Source organism: Nonomuraea sp. NPDC005692, assembly GCF_040631115.1.
GTDB lineage: Bacteria > Actinomycetota > Actinomycetes > Streptosporangiales > Streptosporangiaceae > Nonomuraea.
This window is the reverse complement of record NZ_JBEXYU010000001.1, coordinates 931,496-955,988: the sequence shown is the minus strand read 5'-3', so window position 1 is coordinate 955,988 and position 24,493 is coordinate 931,496. Positions and strand designations below refer to the sequence as shown.

General features: G+C 71.3%; 23 protein-coding genes. 8 read left to right on the top strand and 15 right to left on the bottom strand.

The genetic code is table 11. The features are described from left to right. Positions 1-49 precede the first annotated feature (49 nt). Together ABZ459_RS04530 and ABZ459_RS04525 are read right to left on the bottom strand one after the other, a co-directional pair. On the bottom strand, positions 50-880 hold the full coding sequence (locus tag ABZ459_RS04530; RefSeq protein ID WP_357965745.1) for a glycerophosphodiester phosphodiesterase family protein: 831 nt from the start codon (positions 878-880) through the stop codon (positions 50-52). A 172-nt stretch (positions 881-1,052) separates the two neighbouring features. After that, a complete protein-coding gene (locus tag ABZ459_RS04525; protein ID WP_357965742.1) occupies positions 1,053-3,614 on the bottom strand; it encodes a glycosyl hydrolase family 18 protein in 2,562 nt (853 codons plus the stop codon). Between the two features lie 99 nt (positions 3,615-3,713). Here ABZ459_RS04525 and ABZ459_RS04520 point away from each other — a divergent pair, with 99 nt between their 5' ends. After that, a complete protein-coding gene (locus ABZ459_RS04520; protein ID WP_357965740.1) occupies positions 3,714-5,117 on the top strand; it encodes an MFS transporter in 1,404 nt (467 codons plus the stop codon). Here the strand turns inward: ABZ459_RS04520 and ABZ459_RS04515 are convergent. The 3 genes from ABZ459_RS04515 to ABZ459_RS04505 are packed head-to-tail and all read right to left on the bottom strand — an operon-like array spanning position 5,065 to position 6,460. Beyond that, positions 5,065-5,514, bottom strand: coding sequence for a pyridoxamine 5'-phosphate oxidase family protein (locus ABZ459_RS04515; RefSeq protein ID WP_357965737.1), 450 nt, complete (start codon positions 5,512-5,514; stop codon positions 5,065-5,067). The genes ABZ459_RS04520 and ABZ459_RS04515 overlap by 53 nt on opposite strands. A 53-nt stretch (positions 5,515-5,567) precedes the next feature. Then, positions 5,568-5,966 (bottom strand): ester cyclase, encoded by a 399-nt coding sequence (locus ABZ459_RS04510; protein ID WP_357965734.1) that lies wholly within the window; start codon positions 5,964-5,966, stop codon positions 5,568-5,570. A 29-nt stretch (positions 5,967-5,995) separates the two neighbouring features. Beyond that, positions 5,996-6,460 (bottom strand): hypothetical protein, encoded by a 465-nt coding sequence (locus tag ABZ459_RS04505; protein ID WP_357965732.1) that lies wholly within the window; start codon positions 6,458-6,460, stop codon positions 5,996-5,998. A 117-nt stretch (positions 6,461-6,577) separates the two neighbouring features. Between ABZ459_RS04505 and ABZ459_RS04500 the strand changes: the two genes are divergently transcribed. After that, the gene (locus ABZ459_RS04500) at positions 6,578-7,783 is read left to right on the top strand and encodes an amidohydrolase (protein ID WP_357965729.1); all 1,206 of its coding nucleotides are present in this window, start codon (positions 6,578-6,580) and stop codon (positions 7,781-7,783) included. A 75-nt stretch (positions 7,784-7,858) separates the two neighbouring features. Then, entirely contained in the window at positions 7,859-8,944 is a 1,086-nt protein-coding gene (locus ABZ459_RS04495) for a PrsW family intramembrane metalloprotease (RefSeq protein ID WP_357965727.1), read from the top strand. A 12-nt stretch (positions 8,945-8,956) separates the two neighbouring features. Here ABZ459_RS04495 and ABZ459_RS04490 read toward each other — a convergent pair whose 3' ends face one another. After that, positions 8,957-10,300: an MFS transporter gene (locus tag ABZ459_RS04490; RefSeq protein ID WP_357965724.1), complete on the bottom strand. Its 1,344-nt coding sequence runs from the start codon at positions 10,298-10,300 to the stop codon at positions 8,957-8,959. Positions 10,301-10,346: 46 nt separating this feature from the next. Between ABZ459_RS04490 and ABZ459_RS04485 the strand changes: the two genes are divergently transcribed. Next, positions 10,347-10,865, top strand: a complete 519-nt coding sequence (locus ABZ459_RS04485; protein ID WP_357965721.1) for a helix-turn-helix domain-containing protein — start codon at positions 10,347-10,349, stop codon at positions 10,863-10,865. Positions 10,866-10,899: 34 nt separating this feature from the next. Further along, the gene (locus ABZ459_RS04480) at positions 10,900-11,520 is read left to right on the top strand and encodes a pyridoxamine 5'-phosphate oxidase family protein (protein WP_357965719.1); all 621 of its coding nucleotides are present in this window, start codon (positions 10,900-10,902) and stop codon (positions 11,518-11,520) included. 64 nt (positions 11,521-11,584) lie between these two features. Here ABZ459_RS04480 and ABZ459_RS04475 read toward each other — a convergent pair whose 3' ends face one another. The 3 genes from ABZ459_RS04475 to ABZ459_RS04465 all read right to left on the bottom strand — a co-directional run bounded on the left by ABZ459_RS04475 (position 11,585) and on the right by ABZ459_RS04465 (position 13,063). Then, positions 11,585-11,758 (bottom strand): hypothetical protein, encoded by a 174-nt coding sequence (locus ABZ459_RS04475; RefSeq protein ID WP_357965718.1) that lies wholly within the window; start codon positions 11,756-11,758, stop codon positions 11,585-11,587. 308 nt (positions 11,759-12,066) lie between these two features. Then, positions 12,067-12,513, bottom strand: coding sequence for a carboxymuconolactone decarboxylase family protein (locus ABZ459_RS04470; protein WP_357965716.1), 447 nt, complete (start codon positions 12,511-12,513; stop codon positions 12,067-12,069). A gap of 91 nt (positions 12,514-12,604) precedes the next feature. Further along, entirely contained in the window at positions 12,605-13,063 is a 459-nt protein-coding gene (locus ABZ459_RS04465; protein WP_352326658.1) for a hypothetical protein, read from the bottom strand. A gap of 79 nt (positions 13,064-13,142) precedes the next feature. On the opposite strand from ABZ459_RS04465, the gene ABZ459_RS04460 reads away from it, so the two are divergent. Together ABZ459_RS04460 and ABZ459_RS04455 are read left to right on the top strand one after the other, a co-directional pair. Continuing rightward, a complete protein-coding gene (locus ABZ459_RS04460; RefSeq protein WP_357965714.1) occupies positions 13,143-14,249 on the top strand; it encodes an MFS transporter in 1,107 nt (368 codons plus the stop codon). A gap of 79 nt (positions 14,250-14,328) precedes the next feature. Next, positions 14,329-14,580, top strand: a complete 252-nt coding sequence (locus tag ABZ459_RS04455) for a hypothetical protein (RefSeq protein ID WP_352326656.1) — start codon at positions 14,329-14,331, stop codon at positions 14,578-14,580. 10 nt (positions 14,581-14,590) lie between these two features. Here ABZ459_RS04455 and ABZ459_RS04450 read toward each other — a convergent pair whose 3' ends face one another. Further along, positions 14,591-15,688, bottom strand: coding sequence for a winged helix DNA-binding domain-containing protein (locus ABZ459_RS04450; RefSeq protein ID WP_357965712.1), 1,098 nt, complete (start codon positions 15,686-15,688; stop codon positions 14,591-14,593). A gap of 70 nt (positions 15,689-15,758) precedes the next feature. Here ABZ459_RS04450 and ABZ459_RS04445 point away from each other — a divergent pair, with 70 nt between their 5' ends. Continuing rightward, positions 15,759-16,391 (top strand): LysE family translocator, encoded by a 633-nt coding sequence (locus ABZ459_RS04445; protein ID WP_357965710.1) that lies wholly within the window; start codon positions 15,759-15,761, stop codon positions 16,389-16,391. A 7-nt stretch (positions 16,392-16,398) separates the two neighbouring features. Here ABZ459_RS04445 and ABZ459_RS04440 read toward each other — a convergent pair whose 3' ends face one another. The 5 genes from ABZ459_RS04440 to ABZ459_RS04420 all read right to left on the bottom strand — a co-directional run bounded on the left by ABZ459_RS04440 (position 16,399) and on the right by ABZ459_RS04420 (position 24,454). Beyond that, positions 16,399-18,093 (bottom strand): ABC transporter family substrate-binding protein, encoded by a 1,695-nt coding sequence (locus ABZ459_RS04440; RefSeq protein ID WP_357965708.1) that lies wholly within the window; start codon positions 18,091-18,093, stop codon positions 16,399-16,401. A 19-nt stretch (positions 18,094-18,112) separates the two neighbouring features. Next, entirely contained in the window at positions 18,113-20,143 is a 2,031-nt protein-coding gene (locus tag ABZ459_RS04435; protein ID WP_357965707.1) for an ABC transporter ATP-binding protein, read from the bottom strand. Further along, positions 20,140-21,039 (bottom strand): ABC transporter permease, encoded by a 900-nt coding sequence (locus ABZ459_RS04430; RefSeq protein WP_357965705.1) that lies wholly within the window; start codon positions 21,037-21,039, stop codon positions 20,140-20,142. The genes ABZ459_RS04435 and ABZ459_RS04430 overlap by 4 nt, the downstream gene beginning before the upstream one ends. After that, the gene (locus tag ABZ459_RS04425) at positions 21,039-22,022 is read right to left on the bottom strand and encodes an ABC transporter permease (RefSeq protein ID WP_357965703.1); all 984 of its coding nucleotides are present in this window, start codon (positions 22,020-22,022) and stop codon (positions 21,039-21,041) included. The genes ABZ459_RS04430 and ABZ459_RS04425 overlap by 1 nt, the downstream gene beginning before the upstream one ends. Before the next feature lie 83 nt (positions 22,023-22,105). Further along, complete coding sequence (locus ABZ459_RS04420) at positions 22,106-24,454, bottom strand: AAA family ATPase (protein ID WP_357965700.1); 2,349 nt, start codon at positions 24,452-24,454, stop codon at positions 22,106-22,108. Between the last annotated feature and the right edge of the window lie 39 nt (positions 24,455-24,493).

The window sequence follows — 24,493 nt, the reverse complement described above, 5'->3', positions numbered from 1 at the left end:
TGAGATGAGGGGGGCCCGGGAACGGGTCCCCCTCATCGGCGTTCCGGGGTCAGGTTCGGGTCAGGAGGTCGCGTAGGACGTCGGGTTTGTCGGTGATGATGCCGTCCACCTGGTACGTCAGCAGGCGTTGCATGTCGTCGGGGTTGTCGACCGTCCAGGCGAAGACCTTCATGCCGTGCTCGTGGGCCAGCTTCACGTACGAAGGGGTGAGCGCGGAGTACGGCGGGTTGACGTGGTCGGCGAACCTGGCCAGACCGGGCAGCGCGGCGGTGCCCGGCGTGCCGAGCAGCCCGATCGGCACGCCGGGCAGCAGCCGGTGGAAGGCGCGCATCGAGTCCCAGTCGAACGACTGCGCCACCAGCCGCCCCGGCACGAGCCAGGAGGGCTCGGCGCGCAGCGCACGGACGATGCGGGCCTCGATGCCCGGGTAGAGCCGCGGCTCCTTGACCTCCAGCAGCATGCCGGCGCCGGACCCGGCCATCGCGCGCAGTGCCTCCTGCAGGGTCGGCACCCGCTCGCCGGTGTACTCCCGGTCGAACCAGGAGCCCGCGTCCAGCCTGCGGATCTGCGCGAGCGTGAGGTCGCGCACCCGCCAGGGCGCCAGGCCGGGCAGGACGCGCTCGGCGTCGGTGGTCCGGACGAGGGTGGTGTCGTGCATCAGGACCAGCTCGTGGTCCTTGGTCTCCTGGACGTCCAGCTCGAACATGTCGGCCCCCTGGCGGGCGGCCAGCTGGAAGGCGGCGACGGTGTTCTCCGGCGCGTACGCCGAGGCGCCCCGGTGGGCGACGTTGACCACTGTGGTCACAGCGGCGGCGGCGGTGGGCGGGGAGGCCAGGGGGAGGAGGGCGAGGGGCAGGAACAGGGCGAGTCGCCGCAACATGGATCTCCTCGGTGGGGGAGAGACCGACAACCCCGACCATGACAAGGCATGATGACCGTGAGTTGAGGGCAGAGTAACGCAGCGGTGCCCACCGGATGAGGCTTCGACACGCGGACATGCGAGAGGGCGGGCCGCCCGCGGCGGCCCGCCCTCAGGTCTTACCAGGCCGGGGTTACCTCAGCCCGGCGTCCAGCGCGGTGGTGAGGACGCCCGGGTCGCCGGACATCTCCCAGATCATCGCGCCCAGCAGGCCCTTGCTCTTCAGCCAGGCCGTCTTCTTGCCGATCGACCAGGCGTCGTCGAACGTCCACCACTGCCCGTTGTTGCCGGTGTAGCAGTAGGTGGCGACGGCGACCTCGTCGTGGCGGACCGTGCAGCCGGGCACCATGGCGAGCAGGTTGCTGTAGCCGCGCGTGCCCGCCTCCTCCTGGAACTGGCCGGGAGCCGCGCCGTGCGCGTCCTGCCACTCGCCGGCCTTGCCGCCGTCGGTCACCTGCTGCCAGCCGCGGCCGTAGTAGGCCAGGCCGATGGTCAGCTTGCGCGGGTTCACGCCGGCCTGGAGGTAGACGTCCACGGCCTTCTCGACGCTGAAGTCCGGGTTGTACGGGCTGTCCGCGTCGAGGTACAGGTTGCCCTGGTGGCCGGTGCGGTTCGGCTCCCAGGAGTTGTCGCTGCCCGCGCCGTGGAAGTCGTAGCCCTGGACGTTGAAGATGTCCAGCGACTTGGCGACCTCGGGCAGGTCCCAGCCGGCGGCGATCTTGGCCGGGTCGGCCGGGGTGAACGCCGTGAGCTGGTACCGCTTGCCGGTCGTCGTCGTCAGCGCGTCGAGCTGGCGGCGGAACTCGGCGATCAGCAGCGTGTTGTTGGCCTTGTCGTTCTGGCCGATGTGGTTGCCCGCGTGCCCCTCGGCGCCCGGCCACTCCCAGTCGAGGTCGATGCCGTCGAAGATGCCCGCGGCCGTGCCCGGACCGCCCTTGCCGTTGTAGTCGGGCAGGTTGCCCTTGATGTAGGTGTCGATGCAGGAGGCCGCGAACTTCTTGCGGGAGGCGTCGGTGGCCGCCACGTCGGAGAAGTACTTGGAGTACGTCCAGCCGCCGAGCGAGATCAGCACCTTGAGGTTCGGGTACTTCGCCTTGAGCTTCTTGAGCTGGTTGAAGTTGCCCTGCAGCTTCTCCCAGCCGGTGTCGGCGACGCCGTCGACCGACTGGGCGGAGCTGAACGGCCTGCCGTAGTCGGCCTCGGCGTCACCGGCGCCGTCGCCCTGGTTCGGGTCCTGCGGGTCGGACGTGGTGCCCTTGGTGACGCCCTGCAGGCAGGTCAGGTTCTTGGGGTCGATGTTGGCGAAGGCGTAGTTGATGTGGGTCAGCTTCGCCGCGGCCCCGGTGGTGTCGAGGTTGCGGACGAAGTACTGCCGGCCGTAGATGCCCCACTGGACGAAGTAGCCGACGCGGGCGTACCCGGTCTCGACGATGTCCGACGTCGTCACCTTCACCGGGGCGGAGGCGGCCGAGAGGTTGTCGTACAGGTCGCGGGCCTTGACCGTGAAGGAGTACTCGGTCGAGGGGGACAGGCCGGAGACGACCGCCGTCGTGCCGGTGACGGTCGTGGCCAGGGTCGAGCCGACGAAGACGTCGTAGTTGGCCACGCCGGTGTTGTCGGTGGAGGCCGTCCAGGACAGCGTGACGCTGCTGGACGACTTGGCCGTGCTGCGCAGGCCCGACGGCACCGACGGCGCCTGGGAGTCGTCGGCCGGGTTGCGGGTGGTCACCTTCAGCTGCGCGGAGGCGGCCGACAGGGTGCCCTTGCGGTCCTTGGCCTTGACGGTGAACGTGTACTCGGTGTTCGGCGTCAGGCCGGAGACCGTGCCGGAGGTCTCGGTGACCGAGGCGGCCAGGGCGGAGCCGTTGTAGATCTCGTACCCGACGATGGGCAGGCTGCCCTGGGTGGCGGCGTCCCAGGCGAGCGAGACGGTCTTGGTGGTCTTGACCGGCGAGCGCAGGTTCCCGGGGGCGCCGGGCGGCGCGTCGGGGGTGCCGTCGCAGTTGACGTCGTTGATCCGGCAGCTCGTCGGCTCGGCGTTGGCCGTGCTCACGGTGAAGCTCGGGCTGTAGGGCTCGGTGGTCGCGCCCGCGTTCACGGTGGTGTTGTAGTGGACGGGGGTCAGCGTGACCGTCCGTCCGCTCTGGGTGAGCGAGCCGTTCGAGGCGTTGCTCGCGGTGACGCCCGCGGGCAGGTCGAAGACGATCGACCAGCCGTTCAGCGCGGTGGTGCTGTTGTTGGCGACGATGAACTTGGCCGAGGTGCCGCTGACGTCGTACGTGGCGCTGACCGGCGGCTTGGCCGGCGGGTCACCGCCGGTGCCGTCGCAGTTGGCGCCGTTGATCAGGCAGCTCGTCGGCTGGACGGCCGAGCTCAGCGTGACCTTGGGGCTGTAGGGTTCGGTGTTCTTCCCCGCCTGCACGTTGTTGATGTAGAAGGCGGGGGTGAGCGTCACCTTGGTGCCGTTCTGGCGGATGGTGGCGTTCTGGGGGTTGCTCGCGGTGACCCCGGAAGGCAGCTCGAAGACGATCGACCAGCCGCTGACGGCGGTCGTGCCCGGGTTGCTCACCAGGAAGGTGCCGGTGTTCCCGGAGAGGGAGAACGTGGCGATGAGCCGGCTCGCGGCCTGTGCGGGAAGGGTGCACATGCCGATGATCACGAGAACGGCGATCAGGGGGGTGACTAATCGGCGCACGTCAAGGACCTTTCTTTAAAGAAAGTTTCCTAACAATTACGCGGATCGTAAGCCCCTCCCACTCAACTTGCAAGAGCCTGTCTGATCTAGCCTGACAAGATGCGAGGGGTGTTGCCGGTCCTGCTGTCGGCGTGGTTCATGGCCCAGTTCGACTTCTTCGTGGTCAACGTGGCCGCACCGGCCATCGAGCACGACCTGAGCGCCGGTCCGGCGGCCCTGGAGCTGATCGTGGCCGGGTACGCCTTCACGTACGCGGCCGGCATGATCACCGGCGGCCGGCTCGGCGACCGCTACGGCTACCGGCGGCTGTTCGTCCTCGGCGTGGCCGGGTTCACGGTCGCCTCGGTGTTGTGCGGCCTCGCGCCCGGCGCCGCCTGGCTGGTCGCCGCCCGCCTGCTCCAGGGCCTGGCCGGAGCCGTCATGGTGCCCCAGGTGCTGGCCATGATCTCCGCCGTCTACCCGCCGGAGCGCCGCGGCCGCGCCCTCGGCTGGTACGGCGCCGCCGGCGGCCTCGGCTCCATCGCCGGCCAGGTGCTCGGCGGCCTGCTGCTCACCGCCGACGTGTTCGGGCTCGGCTGGCGGGTGATCTTCCTGATCAACCTGCCGGTCGGTCTGGTCGTCGTGCCGCTGGCCCGGTGGCTGTTGCCCGAGGCCGACCCGCACAAGCCCGTCGCGTTCGACCTGCCGGGCGCGGCGGGGCTGGCCGCCGGGCTGGCGCTGCTGCTGGTGCCGCTCGGCCTCGGCAACAGCCTGGGCTGGCCCGTCTGGACGTGGGCCGCCATGGCGGCGAGCGCGCCGGTGTTCGCGCTGACCTGGTGGTGGCAGCGGGCGCTGGCCGCCCGGGGCGGGCAGCCGGTGCTCGACCTCGGCCTGCTCAAGGTCCACTCCTACCTGGCGGGCGTCGGGGCGATCGTCGCGTTCATGGCGTACTTCGCCTCGTTCATGTTCACGCTGACGCTGCTGTTGCAGAGCGGGCTCGGGCTCACCGCGTTCCAGGCGGGCCTGGCATTCGCGCCGATGGGCGTGCTGTTCACCGTGACCTCGCTGCTGGGCACCCGCCTGGTCGGCCGGTACGGGCTGGTCGTCGTCATGATCGGCGGCCTGGTCACCGCCCTGGGGCTGGCGCTGCTGGTGGCCGGGGCCGGGCGCGGGCTGCCGTACGTCATGGTCGCGCTCATGCTCGTGGGCTCGGGCAACGGCCTGGTCCTGCCGCGGCTCATCGGCGCGGCGCTGGTGGAGGTCGCGCCGTACCAGGCCGGCATCGGGTCGGGCGTGCTCAGCACGGCGCAGCAGTTCGCCGGCGCGGGCGGCGTCGCCGTGATCGGGGCGGTCTACTTCGCGGTCGCCGAGGGCGGCCACCACGCGCGGGCCATGCGCTGGTCGGCCGCCATCGACCTGGCACTGATCCTGCTGGTGGTCGCGATGGTGGCCTACAACTGGCGGCGCGCGGTCAGGAGGGCGTCGGCAGCAGGGCCCCGTAGAGCCGTCTCGCCCGGATCCTGACCACCAGCCGGCGGTCGGCGACCATCCGGTGCAGGAACGCCAGCTCGCCCGCGGCGTCACCGAAGGACGGCTGCATGGCCAGCAGCTCCAGGCCCACCTCGTCACCCGGCCGGTCGCTCACGGGGGACAGCTCGGCCTCGCCCTCGGCGACGGCGTAGCAGCCGAAGTCGTCACTGGCGACGTAGAGCGCGCAGCGGGGGTCCTTGTGCAGGCGGCGCACCGTGAGCCGGTCGGCGACGGTCGAGATCCGCACCACCCGCCGCGGCGCGTCCCAGGTGTAGACCACCGTGGACAACTGCGGACGGCCGCCGCCGTTGGTGGCGAGCGCGCCGAAGCGCTGGCCGGCGAGCAGCGCCGAAAGGTCCTCCTCGGGCAGCTCCAGCGGCTGTGCGCCCATTGCCCCCATTGCCTCCTGTGACATCCTTCGACCCCCGTCGTGATGCGAAGATGTCAGCCTATCCCGAGTTGTCGGGAGAACGACTGGACGTCGGAGATCACCCAGTATTCGGAGAATCGTCCGTCCGTGGCACGCAGGAGGTCGTGCCCGGAGAAGGAGACGAGGGTGCCCGGCGGGGCGCTCGCGCCGGGAAGGCCGCCCCGGTAGGCGCCGGTGAACGTCCACCGGGCGGCGATCAGGTCGCCGTCGACGGCCGGGCCCACGTCGAGCGTGACCCGGACGTCGTCGAACGGCTCGTGGCCCTGGCGGATCGCCTCGATCAGCCCGTCGGGGCCGTGCACGTCCGTGCCGGGCCAGTGGCCGACGAACCCGGGGGTCACCAGGTCGTGCGCGAGGGGGAAGTCGCCGTTCCACAGTTCGAGCAGCCAGCGCTCGTACAGTTCGATCAGCATGGCGGCACGACTACCCGCGGGGGAGGCCTCTAGCCGCAGTTGCCCCAGCTGGTACGGCCACCGCCGGCGATGGACCCCGTGGTCGCCTGGATCGTGCCCCAGAACTTCACGCAGGCGCCCTTGGCCCAGTACTTGACGGGCCCGGCGTACTGCCCGAACTTGCCGGCGTCCATGCGCGTGATCGGGTCCTGCTTCTCGTCCTTGCGCGGCTTGGCCATGACGGTGAGCCTGGCGCTCATCTGCGTCTTCGAGCCGATGAAGCTTGACTTGATCGTGACCACGCAGTTCTCGCCGGTGCCGCGGTTGAACAGGAGGTAGACCGTGCCGTAGCGCTTGCCGCTCTGTGTCTTGACGGGCTGCGCGCCGCCGGAGACGAGCCCGAAGCCGGAGCCGCAGATGCCCTGCGGGCTGCTCGCGGCCGTGGCGTTCGCCGGGGCCGCGAGCACGCCGCTGAGGCCGATCGCTGCCGTCAGAAGGATTGCCTTTGCGGGCATGCGCACCAGTACGTCCCTTTCGATTGGCCTTGACTGAAGATCTCGACAAGCATGCCCGAAAATTGGTTATCGGTCCAGGCTTTACCGGCGAAAGCGTGGCAACGGTAGGTTTCCGCCATGACTCTCGCCATCATCAACGGATACGTCGTGCCGGTCGACGGAGACCCCATCGAGGGCGGCACCGTCCTGGTCGGCGACGGGAAGATCGTCGCCGTGGGCCGGGACGTACGCATCCCCGACTCCGCCACCGCCGTGGACGCGGACGGCGGCTGGGTGCTGCCCGGTTTCGTCGAGGCGCACGGCCACCTGGGCGTGTACGAGGAGGCCGAGGGCTGGGCGGGCAACGACACCAACGAGATGACCGACCCCAACGGGGCCCGGCTGCGCGCCCTCGACGCCATCAACCCGGCCGACCAGGGTTTCGCCGACGCGCTGTCCGGCGGCGTCACCACGGTCGTGATCAAGCCGGGCTCCGGCAACCCGATCGGCGGCCAGACGGTCGCGGTCAAGTGCTGGGGCAGGTCGGTCGACGAGATGCTGGTCAGAGAGCCGGTGAGCGTCAAGAGCGCGCTGGGGGAGAACCCCAAGCGCGTCTACGGCGACCAGAAGAAGCTGCCCTCCACCCGGCAGGGCGTGGCCGCGGTGATCCGCGACGCCCTCATGAAGGCGCAGGACTACAAGGCGAAGAAGGCCGCGGCCGAGCGCGAGGACAAGCCGTTCGACCGCGACGGCACGCTGGAGATCCTGGTCCGCGTGCTCGACGGCGAGCTGCCGTGGTGCCAGCACGCGCACCGCGCCGACGACATCGCCACCGCGCTGCGCCTGGCCGACGAGTTCGGCCACCGGCTGATCCTCAACCACGGCACCGAGGGTCACCTGCTGGCCGACACGCTGGCCGAGCGGAACGTGCCGGTCATCATCGGCCCGCTGTTCACCAGCCGGTCGAAGGTCGAGCTGCGGCAGCGCGCCCTGCGCAACCCGGGCATCCTCGCGCGGGCCGGGGTCGAGCTGGCGATCACCACCGACCATCCGGTGGTGCCCATCCACTTCCTCGTCCACCAGGCCACCCTCGCCGTCAAGGAAGGGCTCGACCGGGACACCGCGCTGCGCTCGATCACCGTCAACCCGGCCCGCATCATGGGCCTCGACGACCGGGTGGGCTCGCTGCGGCCCGGCCTCGACGGCGACGTGGTGATCTGGTCGGGCGATCCGCTCGACGTGATGAGCCGGGCGCTGAGGGTGTTCATCGCCGGGCGTGAGGTGTACTCCTACGTGGACGGGGAATCCGTCGTGGCCGATCCCTATTACCGCGAGTCACGGTGATGTAGGCGTCTGTCAAGTGTGCGACGGCCGGGAACGCTCATAGTAGGTGCACTGAGTCGGAGAAAGGCGCCCCCCATGACAGCTCCGCAGCTCGCCAAGAGACCCAGCAAGGCGCTCCTGATCGGACTGGTGGTCTCAGGCGTCCTCGCGCTGATCGTCCTCGGTCTCATGCTGCACAAGGGCGGGCCGGTCGGGTTCGGGCTGTCGGCGGTGCTCGGGCTGGCGCCGCTGCCGGTGTTGCTGGCCGCCGTGCTCTCGCTCGACCGGCTGGAGCCTGAGCCGAAGCTGCACCTCGCCTTCGCCTTCGCGTGGGGTGCGGGCCTGGCGATCGTGCTCGGCGTCGGGCTGACGCTGGCCGGACAGGCGCTGTTCCTGCGGGCCGGGTACGGCGCCCAGCTCGTCAACGACGTCGGCACCGTGTTCCTGGCCCCGGTCATCGAGGAGGCGCTGAAGGGGTCGGCGCTGCTGCTGCTCCTGCGCAGGAAGCAGGAGATCGACGGCCTGACCGACGGCATCGTCTACGCCTCCATGGCGGGGCTCGGCTTCGCCGCCGTGGAGAACATCGGCTACTACCTGATCGCGTTCGGCCAGGACGGCACCGGCGCCGCGGTCCGGCTGTTCGTGCTAAGGGGGCTGATCGACCCGCTCGGCCACCCCATCTACACCTCGATGATCGGGCTCGGCGTCGCCTACGCGCTCACCCGCCGCACGCCCGCCAGGTTCGCCGCGATCCCGCTCGGCTACCTGGGCGCGGTCGTCCTGCACGGGCTCTGGAACGGCGCCGCCTCCACCCAGTCGCTGGCCTGGCTGGGCACGGCGTACCTGGTGATCATGGTGGCGCTGGTCCTGCTCATCGTGGTCACCGTCGTCGAACGCCGCCAGCTCGTCTCGAAGATGGGCGTCTACCTGCCCGGCTACGGCCAGACCGGCCTGGTCACGGCGGACGACCTGAAGATGCTCAGCACGCTCAAGGCCCGCAAGGCGGCCCGCAGGTGGGCCAGGGGCGCCGGGCTCGGCCGCGCGATGAGCGACTACCAGCAGGCGGCGACCGAGCTGACCGTGCTGCACCTACGGGCCGAACGGCAGGGCATGGACCCGGCCAGGTTCGCCATGGAACGCGACGCCCTGCTCACCTCGATGGCCCACGCCCGGCGCTGGTAGCCGGGGCCGGGTTCAGGGGCGGGTGAGCACGGCGGCCAGGGCCGTCACCGCCGCCAGCACGATGCAGGCCGCCACCGCGACCGTCGCCCCCCGGTCCACGCCGAACGCGCCGACGACCGCGGCCACGCCGGCCGCGCCCAGGGAGGAGCCGACGTACCGGGCGGTGTTGTTGGCGCCCGACCCCATGCTGACCCGGTGGGCCGGCACGCTCTCGATGGCCAGGTGGGTGATCGAGGAGTTGATCAGCCCGGACCCGGCGCCGCTCACCACCAGTCCGGCCATGACCAGTGGCAGGTCAAGTGAGCCGCCCACGCCCAGCAGGCCGGCGAACCCGAGCGCGGTCAGGCCGAGGCCGAGGGCCAGCCGGGCGGCGGTGCGCAGGCGTACCAGCCGGGACATCAGCGACACCGCGAACGACGTGCCCGACCAGAGGCAGAACAGCAGACCGGTCTGCAGCGGCGTCAGCGCGTGCGCGGTCTGGAGCACGGTCGGCAGGTAGCTGAGCAGGCCCACCACCGCCGCCCCGACGATAAGCGCGCCGCCGGTGGCGACCAGGAACACCGGCCGTCCGAACAGCTCCAGGTCGAGCAGCGGCTCCGGTCGCCGGCGCTCCACCGACACGAACGCCGCCACCAGCAGCGCCGCCAGCGCGAACGCCCCGATCACCACCGGACGCCCCCACCCGGCACGCCCTTCGGTGACCCCCGCGACCAGTGCCCCCACGCCCAGGCTGAGCAGCACCACGCCGGGCACGTCGAACCGGCGCGGCGCGGGGGAGCGCGACTCGGCCAGCAGCCGCGCCGAGGCCACCGCCAGGGCGAGCGCGGCGGCCGACAACACCCAGTAGACCGCCCGCCAGCTCACCGCCGTGGCCAGCGCGCCGGAGGCAAGGGGGCCGAGCGCGGTGCCCAGCCCGATCATGGCGCCGTACAGCCCGGTGGCCCGCACCCGCTCGGCGCCCGAGGGGAAGGCGTGGCCGACGATGCCCAGGCTGGCCGCCAGCATCGCCGCGCTCGCCCCGCCCTGCGCCAGCCTGGCCAGCACGAACACCGGCACCGACGTGCTCAGCGCGGCCGCCACCCCGGCGGCGGCCAGCACGGCCGACCCCCACACCAGCACCCGCCTGCGCCCGTGGTCGTCGGCCAGCCCGCCGGAGACCAGCAGCAACGCCGACAGCCCGAGCGAGATGCCGCCCAGCATCCACACCGGCCCCGTCGGCCCGGCGCCCAAGGACGCGGCCGTCTGCGGCAACGTCACCATCGGCACCGTGTAGTTCGTCAGCACCAGCAGGGGCGCCGAGGACGCCACGGCGAGCGTGCCCGGCCGCACCCGGGTCAGTTCGGTCACTGAACTCATGCGGCGCAACGTATCACGGTTCGGTGAATGAACTAACATGGGATCCATGGCGCTCGGCAAGAACTACGAAGGCCAGGACTGCTCGCTGGCCAGGGCCCTGGAAGTGATCGGCGAACGGTGGACGCTCCTGGTCGTCCGCGACGCCATGTACGGCGTACGCCGCTACGGCGACTTCCTCGCTCACCTCGACATCCCGAGGGCGGTCCTGTCCCAGCGGCTCGGGGCGCTGGTCGAGGCCGGCGTGCTGGCCAGGAGCCGCTACCAGGACAACCCGCCCCGCGACGAGTACGTCCTGACCGCCACAGGCCGCGAGTTGTGGGTCCCCATGCTGGCCCTGTCCCAGTGGGGCGAGCGCAACCTCGGCGGGGCCGGCCCACGCCGCCTGTTCCACCACGCCGCCTGCGGCACCCGAATCGACCCCGTGTCCCGGTGCCCGTCGTGCGGCACGGCCGTCGGGCTGGAGGAGATCGAGGTGCGCCCCGGCCCCGGCCTGACGGACAACCGGCACGATCCGGTCAGCGTGCTGCTGCGGGCACCCCACAGGATGCTTGCTCCGATCACCTGACAAAATCGGGCGGTAACCCCCGAAAGGAGATCAGATGAGCTGGGCGGAGATCGGGTCCGAGGAGGAGTTGCGGGAGCTGCTGGGCGAGGTGATGCCGAGGGCCGTGACCAAGGAGCGCGTCCGGCTGCACGCGCGTGACCGCGACTGGCTGGCGGCCTCCCCGCTCTGCCTGATCGCCACGTCCGACGCCGAGGGCAACTGCGACGTCTCGCCCAAGGGCGACCCGGCCGGGTTCGTCCACGTCATCGACGACACCACGATCGCCATTCCCGACCGTCCGGGCAACCGCCGGGCCGACGGGTTCCACAACGTGCTGAAGAACCCGCACGTCGGCCTGATCTTCCTGATCCCGGGCCGCAACGAGACCCTGCGCGTGAACGGCCGCGCCCGGCTCGTGCGCGAGGCGCCGTTCTTCGACGAGATGATCGTCAAGGGTCACCGGCCGCGGCTGGCCCTGGTGGTGGAGATCGAGCAGATCTTCTTCCACTGCGCCAAGGCGTTCATGCGCTCGCAGGTCTGGGCGCCCGACTCGTGGAACCCGTCCGTCCTGCCCTCGCACGCCAGGCTGATCAAGGAGCTGCAGGTGGTCGAGGAGACGCTGGAGCAACTGGAGACGTACTACGGCGAGTCCTACGCCAAGAGGCTCTACGGCTGAAACCGGACGGCCGGCGGGGGGAGCCGGTCACGTCGGGCCTCGGCGGTGCGGTGGTTCGTGCGGGTCAGGCGGCTGGTGTCGGTCCGCCGGGGAAGCGGATCACGTTCCGGCCGCTGTAGGCCCGCAGGTCGACCACCTTCGGGTCGGTGGCCTCGGTCCTTCTGTGGCGGACCGCCGCCCGGATGTCGCGGATCTTGTGCCTGGCGATGTGCGGCGGCACCACCGCAAGCCTCTTCATGTGAGCCCCCCGTGATGTTTCTGTTACCTCTGTTATCTACCGATACAGCCGTAAGTTCGCTGTAAAGGGTAGCTAATAGGGCAACTTTCGCCCCGACGGGGTGCGTAGATCCGGTTCGGCCGACGGGTGAGGACGCCTGCTGACCGTCGATCTCGGGACTCTGACACGTTTCACGGTCTTCCCCCTTCCGGGCCGCCGCCGGCTGACGGCGGCTCGGCGGGTGCTGCCACCCGCCTTGCGCGTCAACCTAACCGGGGCCCCCGGGGCCGCTCAACGCATTTCTACGGCTTCGCGCTGGTGCGCCCCCGTCACGTCCCCGGAACCAGGCGAGCGGTCACGCCGACCCGGTTCCAGGCGTTGATCATCGCGATGGAGACGACGAGGGCGGCGAGCTGCTTGTCGTCATAGTGCTCGGCCGCCTGCTCCCACACCTCGTCCGGCACGGCCTCGCCGCGGTCGGCCAGGCGGGTCGCCTCCTCGGTCAGCGCCAGCGCCGCCCGCTCGGCCGGGGTGAAGACCGTGGCCTCCCGCCAGGCGGCGACCGACCACAGCCGCTCGTCGCTCTCCCCGGCCCTCTTCATGTCACTGCTGTGCATGTGCACGCAGTAGCCGCAGCCGTTGATCTGGCTGGCCCGCAGCTTGACCAGCTCGATCGTGGCCGCGGGCAGGTCGCTGCCGTGCATGTACGCCTCCACCGCCAGGAACCCCCGGTACGCCTCCGGGGCGAGCTTGGCGATGTCGATGCGCTGGGTCATGGTGGTCCTCCCTGTGTCGTCGCTTCCATGACACAGGACGAGGTGGCCCGGCGCGATGTGACAGCTCCGGGCGGGGCGGACGGGATCCGTCTCAGCCCCGGCAGTTGCCCCACGAGCCGCGGCCGCCCCACGCCTCGACACGGTTGTCCGGGGTGCGCGTCCAGCCCGCGTACTTCACGCACTTCCAGCTACCGTCGATGTGGCCGGTCTCGGCGTAGAAGCGGTAACGCTGCACGTCCTCGCTCCGGCCGCCGCCGCGGACCTCGATGGAGGCGCCGGTGACCGTAGGGGTGCCGCGGAAGGCGGTCTTGATGGCCGCCACGCAGTTCTTCCCGGCGCGCTTGTTGTACATGAGGTAGACGTGCCCGAGCACCTTTCCGTCGCGCGTCTTCATCGCGCGGTGGCCGTCCTGCACCCGGTGGTAGCCCGCGCCGCAGACGCGCTCGGGCGTCTCGGGGGCGGCGGCCGCGGAGGCGGCGTAGGCGGAGGAGGGGGTGGCGGCGATACCGGCGGCGACCAGTCCGGCCGCGATGACCGTTCGCGTCAGCACGTTTTTCCCTTCGGCGGGGGACATTAAGGACGTCGTCGATCTTTACCGAGACTTGACCGCAATTCAAGGGGGTTGGTGAATGCCGCTCATCGCGGTGTCCGCCGTCTGGGCGGTGTTCTGGGGGTCCTGGGCGGCTCTGCTGCCGGCCGTGAAGCAGGAGCTCGGCGTCTCGGCGGCGCAGCTCGGCGCGGCGCTGGGCGCGGTGCCCGTCGGAGCCCTGCCCGCGATGGCGCTGACCGGCCGGCTGGCCCGCGGGCGCGAGCGCCATGCCCTCATGGCGGCGACCGTCCTGTTCGGGCTGACCGTGGCGGGCCTGGCCGCGGTCACCGCGTACTGGCCGCTCGTGGCCGGGCTGCTGCTGCTCGGCGCAGCCAGCGGGGCGCTCGACGTGGCGCTCAACCTGACCACGGGACGCGTCGAGCGCGAGCGCGGCCGGCGGCTCTTCCAGGCGGTGCACGCGGCCTTCCCGCTCGCGGTCATCGTGGCCGCCCCGCTCACCGGCCTGGCCCGGTCGCTCGGCATGGACGTCCGGGCCGTGCTGCTGGTGATCGCGGTGCTGGTGGCGGCGACGTCCCTGTCGCTGCCCGCCCTGCCCGTGGGCCGTGGCCGGGCCGCCCCCTCCGGCGACAACCACGTGGGGCGCCGGCTGTGGGGCGTCGCGCTGCTGCTCGGGACGCTGGCCGGATGCGTGCTGGTGATCGAGAACGCGGTCGAGCAGTGGTCGGTGCTGCTGCTGGAGGAGCACAGAGGCGCCACGCCCCTCACGGCGAGCCTGACCCCCTCGGTCTACATGGCCGCGCTCACGGCCGGCCGGCTCGCCGCGCACATCCTGCCTCCGGTGCCCCTGCGCGCGCTGTACCTGGCCGCCGGGGTGGGCGGCGCGGCCGGGATCGGCCTGGCCGGGCTCGGTGACGGCGTGCCGCTGTCGATGGCGGGCTTCGCCCTGACCGGGCTGGCGCTCGGGCCGCTGGTGCCCGCGCTGCTCAGCCGCTCGGCCGCCGACGACCCGACCGGGACGCTGGTGTGGGGCGTCTCCATGGTCTCCTACGCCGGGTTCGTCGTCAGCCCGCTGCTGGTCGCGGGGCTGACCGGACCGTTCGGGCTGCCCGTCGCGCTCGCCGCGCTCGGCCTCCTGGGGCTGCCGTTGCTCGTACGGTTCGTCATCATCGAGGGTGACTCGGCCTGAATATGGCGTTTCGTTGGGGAAAGCGCACCATGGTTCCGGGTATTGCCCCAGGTGATTCGGACGTGAAGAGGGGATCACCATGGCCGTCTGCGACAACTGCGGCAACGACTACGACATGGCCTTCGAGGTGCACGCGCAGGGAGCCGTGCACACCTTCGACTGCTTCCAGTGCGCGATCGAGGCCATGGCGCCGATCTGCGAGCACTGCGGCACCAAGGTCATCGGGCACGGCGTCCAGTCGGGCGAGCACTGGTACTGCTGCGCCCACTGCGCCCGCGAGGAGGGCAACAAGGGCATCGTCGACCGGGTGATGGCGAGCTCGTCCGCCTGACCGGACGGCGTCAGGCCGGGGCCAGCAGCGTCCGCATGCGGCTCAGGGCGCGGTCGAGCGCGTCCTGAGGCACCGGCGCGGCCAGGTCGAGGGTGATGGCGCCGTTCTTGGCCTCCCACACACCGGCCACCCGGCCCTCGTGCACCACGACGGGCGAGATCCAGCCCGCCTGGCGGCTGACCTTGGGCTTGAGCGGCGGCGGGACGAGCGGGGCGAGCGTCCGCGGCGCCCCCAGGATGAACTGGTCGAAGCCCGGCAGCAGGTGGACCTCCTCCGACGGGCGGGTGGCGGCCAGGTCGTCGGCGTGCTCGGCCAGCGCGTACAGGGTCGTGCCGTCGTCGGCCCTGACCTCCACCAGCTCCGGGGCCAGCCCCTTGACCCACGCCCTGAGCACCGCCTTCCTGGCCACCCCGCCGAACAGCCAGGTGTCGAACATCTCCGGCGTGGCCGGGCCGTGGGCTCCCAGGAACGCCCGCAGCACCCGCACGCCGGCCTCCTCCTGGTCGGGCAGCGCCCCCGGCCAGCCCGGGACCCACGACCGCGGCGCGGTGAAGGTCACCTTGCCCTCGCGGGGCGGCCCGTAGCACAGCTCGCCCAGCCGGCTCAGCGGCTTGAGCAGCGCTCCCCAGCCGGACGTCAGCGCCTCACGGAGATGGGCGTCGCCGGTCAGCGCCACGATCGCGTCGACCAGCTCCTCGCGGGTCAGCGGCGATCCCTTCAACGCCTCGGGGACGGCCTCGATGACGGCCTCGATCTCCGCGGCGGTCACGCCGTGGCCGCGCTGCCAGGAGCCCTTCTCCCAGAATCGCAGCGTGCTCAGGGCCGCGCACAGGCCGGCCAGCTCGTCGGCGGGCACCAGGTGGAGGGTGCCGCGCATGAGCCAGGTCTTGACCAGGGCGCGTTCGCTCCACAGGGCCCGGTCGATCTCACCGGGGTCGGGCCGGGCGCTCCTGACCGCCACCGCGAGCTGGGCCGAGGAGGCGACCTGCGCCTGCACCCCGCACAGCCGGCGGGCAATCGACACCGCGTCCGGCCCGTCGGCCGCCGCCACGAACTGCCTGCGCAGCCGCCAGGTGAGGATCTGCGGCCAGGTGAGCTCCATCGTCATGCGTCACTTTTACCGCCTCCCGCCGACATTCCGCACATTGGGCGAAAAGGGGGATATGGGAAGATCAAGCATGCCTCTCGACGGTCACCTTCTCGCGCTGTTTGCGGTCACCACCATCGTGGCGATGATCACCCCCGGCCCTGACATGCTGTTCGTCCTGGGCTGCGGGATGCGGGGCGGCCCCCGGGCCGGGCTGCTGGCCACGGCCGGGGTGGCGACCAGCGAGGCGATCCACGTCGCCGTGGCCGCCGCGGGGCTGGCCGCGCTCTTCGCGGCCGTGCCGGTCGCCTTCACCGTCGTACGGATCGCCGGCGCCGCGTACCTGATCTACCTGGGCGTGCGGATGTTGCGGGACCGCAAGGGCGGGGTGAGCGACATGCCCGAGCCGGGCACCGGGATGTCCGGTCGCCGGGCCTACCTGAGCGGTCTGCTGACGAACCTGCTCAACCCCAAGATGGTCACCTTCACCGTCGCCTTCCTCCCGCAGTTCGTCGATCCGGGGCTGGGCCGGATGTGGCTGCAGTTCGCCGTGCTCGGCGCCGTCCTGATCGCCTTCGAGTTCGTCGTGGACGGCGCGGTGGGCGTGCTGGCCGGGCGCATCGGCGGATGGCTGCGCCGCAGTGCCGTCGCCCGCCGCCGGGTGAACACGGCGACGGGCGGCATCTTCGTCGGGCTCGGCGTGAAGCTGGCCGTGGAGCGTTGAGCGCCGGTCAGCCGGTGAAGCCGATGTCCTCGTAGCGCAGGTCGTAGAAGCCGCGTGCGCCGACGTTGGCCAGCGTCTGCTTGGCCGCCACGTTCTGCGGACGCTGGTAGAGCGGCAGGACGTTGACCAGCTTCCAGATCAGCCCGTCGGCCTCGTTCGTCTGGGTGCGGGCCCCGGCCGGGTCGAGGTTCTGGGCCGCCTTGTCCATGGCCTGGTCGATCTCCGGCGAGCCGGTACGGCCGAAGTTGGCGTTCCAGGTCTTGCCGTTCGCCGAGTTCGCGTAGATCCCGTAGCTGCTCGAGATCGGGTAAGGCGTCCCGATGTAGGCGAATGGCGTGATGTCGAAGTTGCCGGGGATGACGTACTTGGTGAAGAAGTCGTCGCTCGGTACCGCCTTGATGGTGAGCTTCACCCCGATCTGGGCCAGCATGTTCTGGGCCAGCTCACCCTCCGACTTGCTGAGCTGCACCCCCGACGGCACCACGAACCGCAGGTCGAGCGGCTGCCCGTTCTTCTGCCTGACGGCCCCGTTCAGCTTCCAGCCGGCCGCGTCGAGCAGTTGCTTGGCGCGCTCGGGGTTGTAGACGCCGAGATTTCCGGCGTTGTCCAGGTATCCCTCCTGGGTGTTCATGAAGAAGTGGTTGTTCAGCAGCGCGATCGGCCAGTCGAGCCCCTGCAGGTCGGACTGCGCGATGGCCTGCCGGTTGATGCCGAGCTGGATGGCCTGGCGCACGTTCACGTCTTTGAGCGGCTCGCTCGACCCGTTGAAGGTGAAGTGCCGGAAGTCGGGCCCGGCGGCCTGGCGTACCTGGGCGCCCTGCGTGGCCCTGGCCCGCGCGTAGTCGGGCGCCGACGGCCCGACGTCGATGAGGTCGAGCTCCCCGTTGCTGAACGCGCCGATCAGTGAGTCCTGCTCCGAGGCCCGGTAGATGATCTGGTCGAGCTTGGCCCGGTTGCCCCACCAGGCGTCGTCCCGGACGATCGTGATCGTCTTGGCCGTCTGGTCGAAGCCCTTGAACTTGAACGGCCCGGCGGTCACCGGGATCTTGTTCAGCCACGAGGTGTTGAAGGCCTGCGGGGTCCGGTTCGTGGCGGCCGGCAGCAGCGGCCCGAACAGCGACTGCCAGTCGCCGAACGGCTTGGTGAAGGTGACCTTCACCTCGTGGTCGTCCTTGCCCCGCTCGACCTTCTCGATGTCCTGGTAGCCGGTGGCCGAGACGATGTGGAACTCGGGGTTGCGCCCGTTGAGCGCCTGCCACTGGGCCTGGTAGTCGGCCCAGGTGATCGGCTGCCCGTCCGACCACCTGGCCTTGGGATTGAGCGTGTAGGTGACGACCTGCTTCGGGCTCTGGTCGGTGACCTTGGCGTCGAGCACGTAGTCGGTGTCGACGGTGATCTCCGCCTTCTCGTCGGAGACGAACGGCGAGGGCAGCAACGCGTTGCTGATCACGGCCGCCATCGCCAGGTTGCCGTCGACGTGGTTCCTGTTCCACTGGGTGGGGAACTCGTTGATGCCCCAGCGCAGCGTGCCGCCGTCCTTGACCTTGTCGCGCGGCTGCGGGTTGATGTCGAAGGCCTTGATGGTCTTGTGCGCGCCTTCCGTGCCGCTCGCCGAGCCGCCCCCCGAGCCGCCGCCGCCACAGCTCACCAGCGACAGCGAGCCGGTCACGGCGACGGCCACGACAAGACGTGAAGCTTTCATCGAGCGCATTCCTCCTGATCTAGACGACGTCGAGCCTCTCGGCGTAATGGCAGGCCGCCTCCTGGTCGTCGGCCACCGGCAGCACCTCGGGCTCGACGCCCACGCAGAGCGCGCGCTCGTCGTCGGTGAGCACCGAGCGGAACTTCGGGCAGCGGGTACGGAACCGGCAGCCGGTCGGAGGGTGGGCCGGGCTGGGCAGATCGCCTTCGAGCAGGATGCGCTCGCGTACGCGCTCGCGCGCCGGGTCGGGCAGCGGGATCGCCGACAGCAGGGCCTGCGTGTACGGATGCGCCGGAGCGCCGTAGACCGCGTCGACCTGCCCGATCTCGGCGATCCTGCCCAGGTACATGACCGCCACCCGGTCGGCGATGTACCGCACCACCGCCAGGTCGTGCGCGACGAACAGGTACGACAGCCCGAGCCTGGACCGCAGCGAGCCGAGCAGGTTGATGATCCCCGCCTGGATCGACACGTCGAGCGCGGAGACCGGCTCGTCCAGCACCAGCAGCCTGGGCTCCAGCGCCAGCGCCCTGGCGATGCCGATGCGCTGCCGCTGGCCGCCGGAGAAGTCCTGGGGGTAGCGGGCGGCGTGCGCCGGGTCGAGGCCCACCAGGGCGAGCAGCTCGCCCACCCGCCGGCCCGGCCGGCGTTCCCCGTGGGTGCGCAGCGGCTCGGCCAGGATGTCGTAGACCGTCATGCGCGGGTCGAGCGAGGCCATCGGGTCCTGGAAGACGACCTGCATGTCCCGCCGGATCGCGGTGCGCCCGGCGCCGTCCAGCCGGGCGGTGTCGCGGCCGAGCACGACCACGCGCCCCTCCTGCGGCGGGACGAGCTCCAGGATCTGGGTGAGCGTGGTGGTCTTGCCGCTGCCCGACTCGCCGACCAGGCCCAGCGTCTCGCCGCGGCGGATGTCGAAACTGACGCCGGCCACCGCGTGCACCGTGCCGACCCTGCGCTTGAACAGCGCCCCCTTGAGCAGCGGGTAGTCCTTGACCAGGCCGTCGACCTCCAGCACCGGCTGCTCGGCGCGGACCGCGGGGGCGACGGGCTCACCGGCCGCGTGGCGGCCGGGGCCCTGGGGGCGTACGACCTCCCAGCGGATGCACGCCGCCCGGTGGCCCGTCGCCACCTCGAACAGCGGCGGCTCGGCCGCGTCGCACTCGTGGATCTTCAGCGGGCAGCGCGGCGCGAACGGGCAGCCCGGCGGCAGCGCCGCGGGGGAGGGCGGGTTCCCGGCGATCGGCAGCAGCGGCTGACGGCCGCCGCGGTCGACCCGCGGGATCGAGGCCAGCAACCCGGCCGTGTACGGCATGCGCATCCGGTAGTAGATGTCGTCGACGTCGCCGATCTCGACCGGGCGCCCGGCGTACATGACCAGGACGCGGTCGGCGAAGCCGGCCACCACGCCGAGATCGTGCGTGATCATGATGATCGCCGCGCCGGTCTCCCGCTGGGCCTTCTTCAGCACCTCCAGCACCTGCGCCTGGATGGTCACGTCGAGCGCGGTGGTGGGCTCGTCGCAGATGATCACGTCGGGGTCGTTGGCGATGGCCATCGCGATCATCACGCGCTGCCGCATGCCGCCGGAGAACTCGTGCGGGAAGGCGAGCGCGCGCTCGCTCGGCGACGGGATGCCGACCAGCTCCAGCAGCTCGACGGCCTTGACCGCGGCGTTCTCCTTGGTCACCCGCTGGTGGATGCGGACGGCCTCGGCGATCTGGTCGCCCACCCGGTAGACGGGCGTGAGCGCCGACAGCGGGTCCTGGAACACCATCGACACGGTCTTGCCGCGGAAGCGGGTCAGCTCCCGCTCGGAGGCGCCGATCAGCTCCTTGCCGTGCAGGCGCACCGACCCGGTGACCCGGGCGCTCGGCGGCAGCAGGCCCATGACCGCGGCCGAGGTGACCGACTTGCCCGACCCGGACTCGCCCACGATGCCCAGCACCTCACCCGGGCTCACCGAGTAGCTGACCCCGCGCACCGCGCGCACGTCGCCGAAGGACACGTGGAGGTCGCTGACCTCCAGGACGGGGTTCGCCGCCGGCCTCATCGCCGCGCCGCCGGGTCGAAGGCGTCGCGCAGCGCGTCGCCGATGAGGTTGACCGCCAGCACGGTGACCACCAGCAGCCCGGCCACGAACCAGAACGTCCACGGCGCGTAGACCGCCGTGCGCGAGCCGTCGGCGATCAGCGTGCCGAAGGACACGTCGGGCGGCTGGATGCCGAACCCGAAGTACGACAGCGAGGTCTCGGTCAGGATGGCCGCGCTGACGTTGAGCGTGGCGTCGACGATGAGCAGCGAGGACAGGTTGGGGATCACGTGCCGGAAGATGATCCGCACCGGCGGCACCCCCATGAAGCGGGCGGCCTGGATGTACTCGCGCTCCTTCAGCGAGATCGTCATCCCCCGGACGATCTTCGAGGTCACCATCCACAGGAACAGCGCCAGCATGACCACGAACAGCACCCACTGTCCGGCCCCGAACAGCGGCGACATGATCGCCAGGATGAGGAACGCGGGCAGCACGAGCAGCAGGTCGGTCACCCAGCTCAGCGCCCGGTCGGTCCAGCCCAGGAAGTAGCCCGAGAAGGCGCCGACCACCGCCGCGACCGCCGTGGACACCAGCGCCGCCAGCAGGCCCACGATCAGCGACTTCTGCATGCCGCGCAGGGTCACCGCGTAGACGTCGGCGCCGGTCTGGAGCGTTCCGAACCAGTGCCGGGGCGAGGGCGGCTGCAGGAACGCCGTGAAGTCCTTGTCGGTGTAGGACCACGGGCTGAACAGCGGCCCCACGAACGCCAGCAGGAACATCAGCGCCAGCACCGCGAACCCGACCAGCCCCTGCGGCGAGCGGAAGAAGCGCCCGGCCACCACCCGCAGCCGCGACGGCGCCCGGCCCAGGTCGCCGGTCAGCTCCTCCGCCAGCTCCTCCTCGGAGAGCGTCATCACGCCCGCACCCTGGGGTCGAGCGCGGCGTGCAGCAGGTCGGAGGCGAGCGCGGCGCACAGCACGGCCACGGCGGCCAGGAAGGAGATCGCCGCCACGGTGTTGACGTCGTTGGTGAAGATCGAGTTGATCAGCTGTTCGCCCAGCCCGTGCCAGCCGAAGATCTTCTCGGTGAAGGTGGCCCCGGTCAGCAGGGTGCCGAACGTGAAGGCGAAGTAGGTGGCCACCGGGATCAGCGCGGTGCGCAGCGCGTGGCGGGTCAGCGCCCGGCCCCTGCTCAGCCCCTTGGCCCTGGCCGTACGGACGAAGTCGGCGCCGAGCACGTCGAGCATCATGTTGCGCTGGTAGCGGCTGAAGACCGCGACCAGGCCGACGGACAGCGAGATCGTCGGCAGGATCAGGTGTTGCAGCCGGTCGAGCACGTAACCCCAGAACCCGGTCTCCAGGCCGACGCTGTACTCGCCGCTGACCAGCAGCACCTGGCGGCCGAAGAGGTTGTCGTTGGCCCAGGCGGCGGCCAGGATCAGCATGTTGGCCAGCACCACGACCGGCACCGCGAGCACGACGAACGACAGGCCCGTCGAGAGCCGGTCGAACCAGCCGTACTGCCGCACCGCCGCGTACGCGCCCACCAGCACCCCCAGCAGGCTCCCGAACAGCAGACCCAGGATGACCAGCCGGAACGTGACCCCCATCCGCCGCCTGAGGTCGTCGTTGACCGGCGAGCCGGTGACCGTCCTGCCGAAGTCGCCGTGCAGCACGCCCGCGGCCCAGGTGGCGTAGCGCTGCAGCAGCGGGGTCTTGTCGTTGAGGTTGAGCGCGGTGAGCTGGGCGTCGACGACGGCGGGCGGCGGTTTCGGGGTGCGGTCGGCGTAGTTGGAACGCGGGTCGAGCGCCCCGGCGGCCAGCAGGTACGCCAGGCTCGCGGCCACGCCGACCAGCACCACGTAGTTGAGCAGCCTGCGGGCCAGGAACCCCGCCATCGTCCCCCTCCCGGATGCGCACGATAGGTAATCATACTGCTACAGGCAGCAGCATCGTGGCGCGGGGAAATGCCAAAGAGGGGTTAACGTCCGGAAAGTTCATCCACGGCGGTGCGCACGTCGTCGCTGGTGATCGTCGTGAGGTCGGCTGCGCTGGCCGACCCGCCGCCCGACGCGTGGGCGGCCAGGCGCACGTCGCGGCGCATCGCGGCCCGTTCGAACAGCGAGCGGGCGAAGCGGCCGTTGCCCAGGCCGTCGATCAGCCGCTCCTCGCACACCCAGGCGAACACCTCGTCGAGGTCACGCAGGGCCTGCTCGTCGAAGCTGTCGCCGGCCTTGCCGGCCAGCAGCACCGCGATCTGCGACAGCTCGCGCGGCGAGTAGCTGGGGAAGGCCACGCGCTGGTTGAACCGGCTGGCCAGGCCGGGGTTGGTGGCCAGGAAGGAGTCCATCTCGCGCGGATAGCCGGCCAGCACGATGACCAGCCGGTCGCGGTCGTCCTCGGCCCGTTTGAGCAGGGTCTGGACGGCCTCGGAGCCGAAGGCGTCGCCGCCCGCGTAGCCGGGGTTGACCAGGCTGTAGGCCTCGTCGATGAACAGCACGCCGCCGAGCGCCCGGTCGACCAGCTCGTTGGTCTTGATCGCGGTCGCGCCGAGGTGCTGGCCGACCAGGTCGGCCCGGTGGGCCTCGACGACGTCGGGCCTGGCCAGCAGGCCGAGCGCGGCGAAGACGCGGCCGAGCACCCGCGCGACGGTGGTCTTGCCGGTGCCGGGCGGCCCGGCGAAGACGAAGTGGCGCATCTGCGGCGGCGTGGGCAGCCCGCGCTCCTGCCGCATGCGGGCCACCTGGAGCTGGGCGGCGATGGCGTGCACCTGCCGCTTGACCGGCTCCAGACCGGCCATCGTGTCGAGGTCGGCCAGCGCCTCCTCCAGCGTGGGCGTGGCCACGTAGCCGCGGAAGCGGGCGGTCAGCTCCTCGAACGCCTTGGTCACGTCGGGCGTGGTGGTGGTCACCAGGTCGTGGGTGGTCGGGGTGCCGCCGGCGCCCACCACGCGCACGTCTCTGGCCTGCGCGGCGGCCTCGACCAGGCTGCGCACGAACCGGGCGTTGCCCAGCTCGTCGACCAGGCCGCGCCGCTGGACGTCTTCGTAGAGGCCGAGCAGGGCGCGCCCGGCGTCGGGGGCCATCGTGTCGCCCCGGCGCCGCTGGAGCACCTCGGTGATCTCGGCCAGCTCGGGGGCGGAGTAGCTGGGGAAGCGCACCCGGGTGGCGAACCTGCTGGCCAGGCCCGGGTTGCTGGACAGGAACGAGGCCATCTCCTGCTCGTAGCCGGCCAGGATGATGATCAGCCGCTCGCGGTCGTCCTCGGCCCGTTTGAGCAGGGTCTGGACGGCCTCGGCGCCGAACCTGTCGGGCTGGCCGTCGGAGGAGTTGACCAGGCTGTAGGCCTCGTCGACGAACAGCACGCCGCCGAGCGCCCGGTCGACCAGCTCGTTGGTCTTGATCGCGGTCGCGCCCAGGAACTCGCCCACCAGGTCGGCCCGCTGCGCCTCGACCACGTAGGGGGTCTCCAGCAGGCCGAACGCGTAGAAGATCTTGGCCAGTGCGCGGGCCACGCTGGTCTTGCCGGTGCCCGGCGGGCCGACGAAGACGAAGTGCCTGGTCGGGCGTTCGGCGGTGTAGCCGGCCTCGGCCCGCAGCCGGGTGGCCTCGATGGAGGCGGCGATCGAGCGGACCTGCTCCTTGACCGGCGCCAGCCCGATCATGCCCTCCAGCTCGGCCAGCGCCTCCTCGACGGAGATCTGCGGCGGCGCGCCCGCCTTGTCGGCCTGCGGCTCGGGCCGGCCCTCGCGGGCGCGCACGCGCACCTGCTGCTCCTCGGCCGACAGCTCGGCCTTGGCCCGGCGCGCCTGGAGGAACCGGTGGGCCAGCACGACGACGGCCGCCAGGCAGGCGCCCCAGAGCGCGACGGCGGCCGACACGAAGGAGAGCCCGAAGGCCAGCACCCCGGCCGACACGAGCGCGGCCAGCGTGGTGACCCACGGCGTGACCCAGCGGATGAGGTGGGCGGCGGCGGCCACGGGCAGGGCGAGCCCGACCATCGCGTGCAGCGCCATGGAGCCGGGGGGGAAGAGCCAGGAGAACAGCGGCAGCGCCACCACGACCCAGCCGGCCACGACCAGCGCGGTCGCGGCGGCCCGCGGGAAGCGCATGGTCAGCGCCACGAAGGCGAGGGCCAGCAGGACGAGGGGGAACGTCTTCAGCAGATCCCAGCCGAGCGCCGCGCCCACGCCCATGACGACGATGAGCAGCACGGCGTAGAGCACCCGGCGCACGGCGGGGGGAATCTGGAAATAACGCAGTCTCACCTGCTCGAACAGATCCCGCGCCGCGGCCCGCCCCGCGGCCTGGGCCCTGTCGGACTCACGCATCACGCCTCCCCGGTCCGCCCCCGGTTATACCGCACCCGA

What these genes read in the sequence shown, in the direction of transcription:
- ABZ459_RS04490 (WP_357965724.1), bottom strand. Translation starts at nt 10,300, where the DNA reads ATGAGTTCAGTGACCGAACTGACCCGGGTGCGGCCGGGCACGCTCGCC.
- ABZ459_RS04505 (WP_357965732.1), bottom strand. Translation starts at nt 6,460, where the DNA reads ATGCCCGCAAAGGCAATCCTTCTGACGGCAGCGATCGGCCTCAGCGGC.
- ABZ459_RS04515 (WP_357965737.1), bottom strand. Translation starts at nt 5,514, where the DNA reads ATGGGCGCACAGCCGCTGGAGCTGCCCGAGGAGGACCTTTCGGCGCTG.
- ABZ459_RS04420 (WP_357965700.1), bottom strand. Translation starts at nt 24,454, where the DNA reads ATGCGTGAGTCCGACAGGGCCCAGGCCGCGGGGCGGGCCGCGGCGCGG.
- ABZ459_RS04485 (WP_357965721.1), top strand. Translation starts at nt 10,347, where the DNA reads ATGGCGCTCGGCAAGAACTACGAAGGCCAGGACTGCTCGCTGGCCAGG.
- ABZ459_RS04480 (WP_357965719.1), top strand. Translation starts at nt 10,900, where the DNA reads ATGAGCTGGGCGGAGATCGGGTCCGAGGAGGAGTTGCGGGAGCTGCTG.
- ABZ459_RS04495 (WP_357965727.1), top strand. Translation starts at nt 7,859, where the DNA reads ATGACAGCTCCGCAGCTCGCCAAGAGACCCAGCAAGGCGCTCCTGATC.
- ABZ459_RS04445 (WP_357965710.1), top strand. Translation starts at nt 15,759, where the DNA reads ATGCCTCTCGACGGTCACCTTCTCGCGCTGTTTGCGGTCACCACCATC.
- ABZ459_RS04475 (WP_357965718.1), bottom strand. Translation starts at nt 11,758, where the DNA reads ATGAAGAGGCTTGCGGTGGTGCCGCCGCACATCGCCAGGCACAAGATC.
- ABZ459_RS04425 (WP_357965703.1), bottom strand. Translation starts at nt 22,022, where the DNA reads ATGGCGGGGTTCCTGGCCCGCAGGCTGCTCAACTACGTGGTGCTGGTC.
- ABZ459_RS04440 (WP_357965708.1), bottom strand. Translation starts at nt 18,093, where the DNA reads ATGAAAGCTTCACGTCTTGTCGTGGCCGTCGCCGTGACCGGCTCGCTG.
- ABZ459_RS04430 (WP_357965705.1), bottom strand. Translation starts at nt 21,039, where the DNA reads ATGACGCTCTCCGAGGAGGAGCTGGCGGAGGAGCTGACCGGCGACCTG.
- ABZ459_RS04455 (WP_352326656.1), top strand. Translation starts at nt 14,329, where the DNA reads ATGGCCGTCTGCGACAACTGCGGCAACGACTACGACATGGCCTTCGAG.
- ABZ459_RS04470 (WP_357965716.1), bottom strand. Translation starts at nt 12,513, where the DNA reads ATGACCCAGCGCATCGACATCGCCAAGCTCGCCCCGGAGGCGTACCGG.
- ABZ459_RS04510 (WP_357965734.1), bottom strand. Translation starts at nt 5,966, where the DNA reads ATGCTGATCGAACTGTACGAGCGCTGGCTGCTCGAACTGTGGAACGGC.
- ABZ459_RS04530 (WP_357965745.1), bottom strand. Translation starts at nt 880, where the DNA reads ATGTTGCGGCGACTCGCCCTGTTCCTGCCCCTCGCCCTCCTCCCCCTG.
- ABZ459_RS04450 (WP_357965712.1), bottom strand. Translation starts at nt 15,688, where the DNA reads ATGACGATGGAGCTCACCTGGCCGCAGATCCTCACCTGGCGGCTGCGC.
- ABZ459_RS04460 (WP_357965714.1), top strand. Translation starts at nt 13,143, where the DNA reads ATGCCGCTCATCGCGGTGTCCGCCGTCTGGGCGGTGTTCTGGGGGTCC.
- ABZ459_RS04520 (WP_357965740.1), top strand. Translation starts at nt 3,714, where the DNA reads ATGCGAGGGGTGTTGCCGGTCCTGCTGTCGGCGTGGTTCATGGCCCAG.
- ABZ459_RS04435 (WP_357965707.1), bottom strand. Translation starts at nt 20,143, where the DNA reads ATGAGGCCGGCGGCGAACCCCGTCCTGGAGGTCAGCGACCTCCACGTG.
- ABZ459_RS04500 (WP_357965729.1), top strand. Translation starts at nt 6,578, where the DNA reads ATGACTCTCGCCATCATCAACGGATACGTCGTGCCGGTCGACGGAGAC.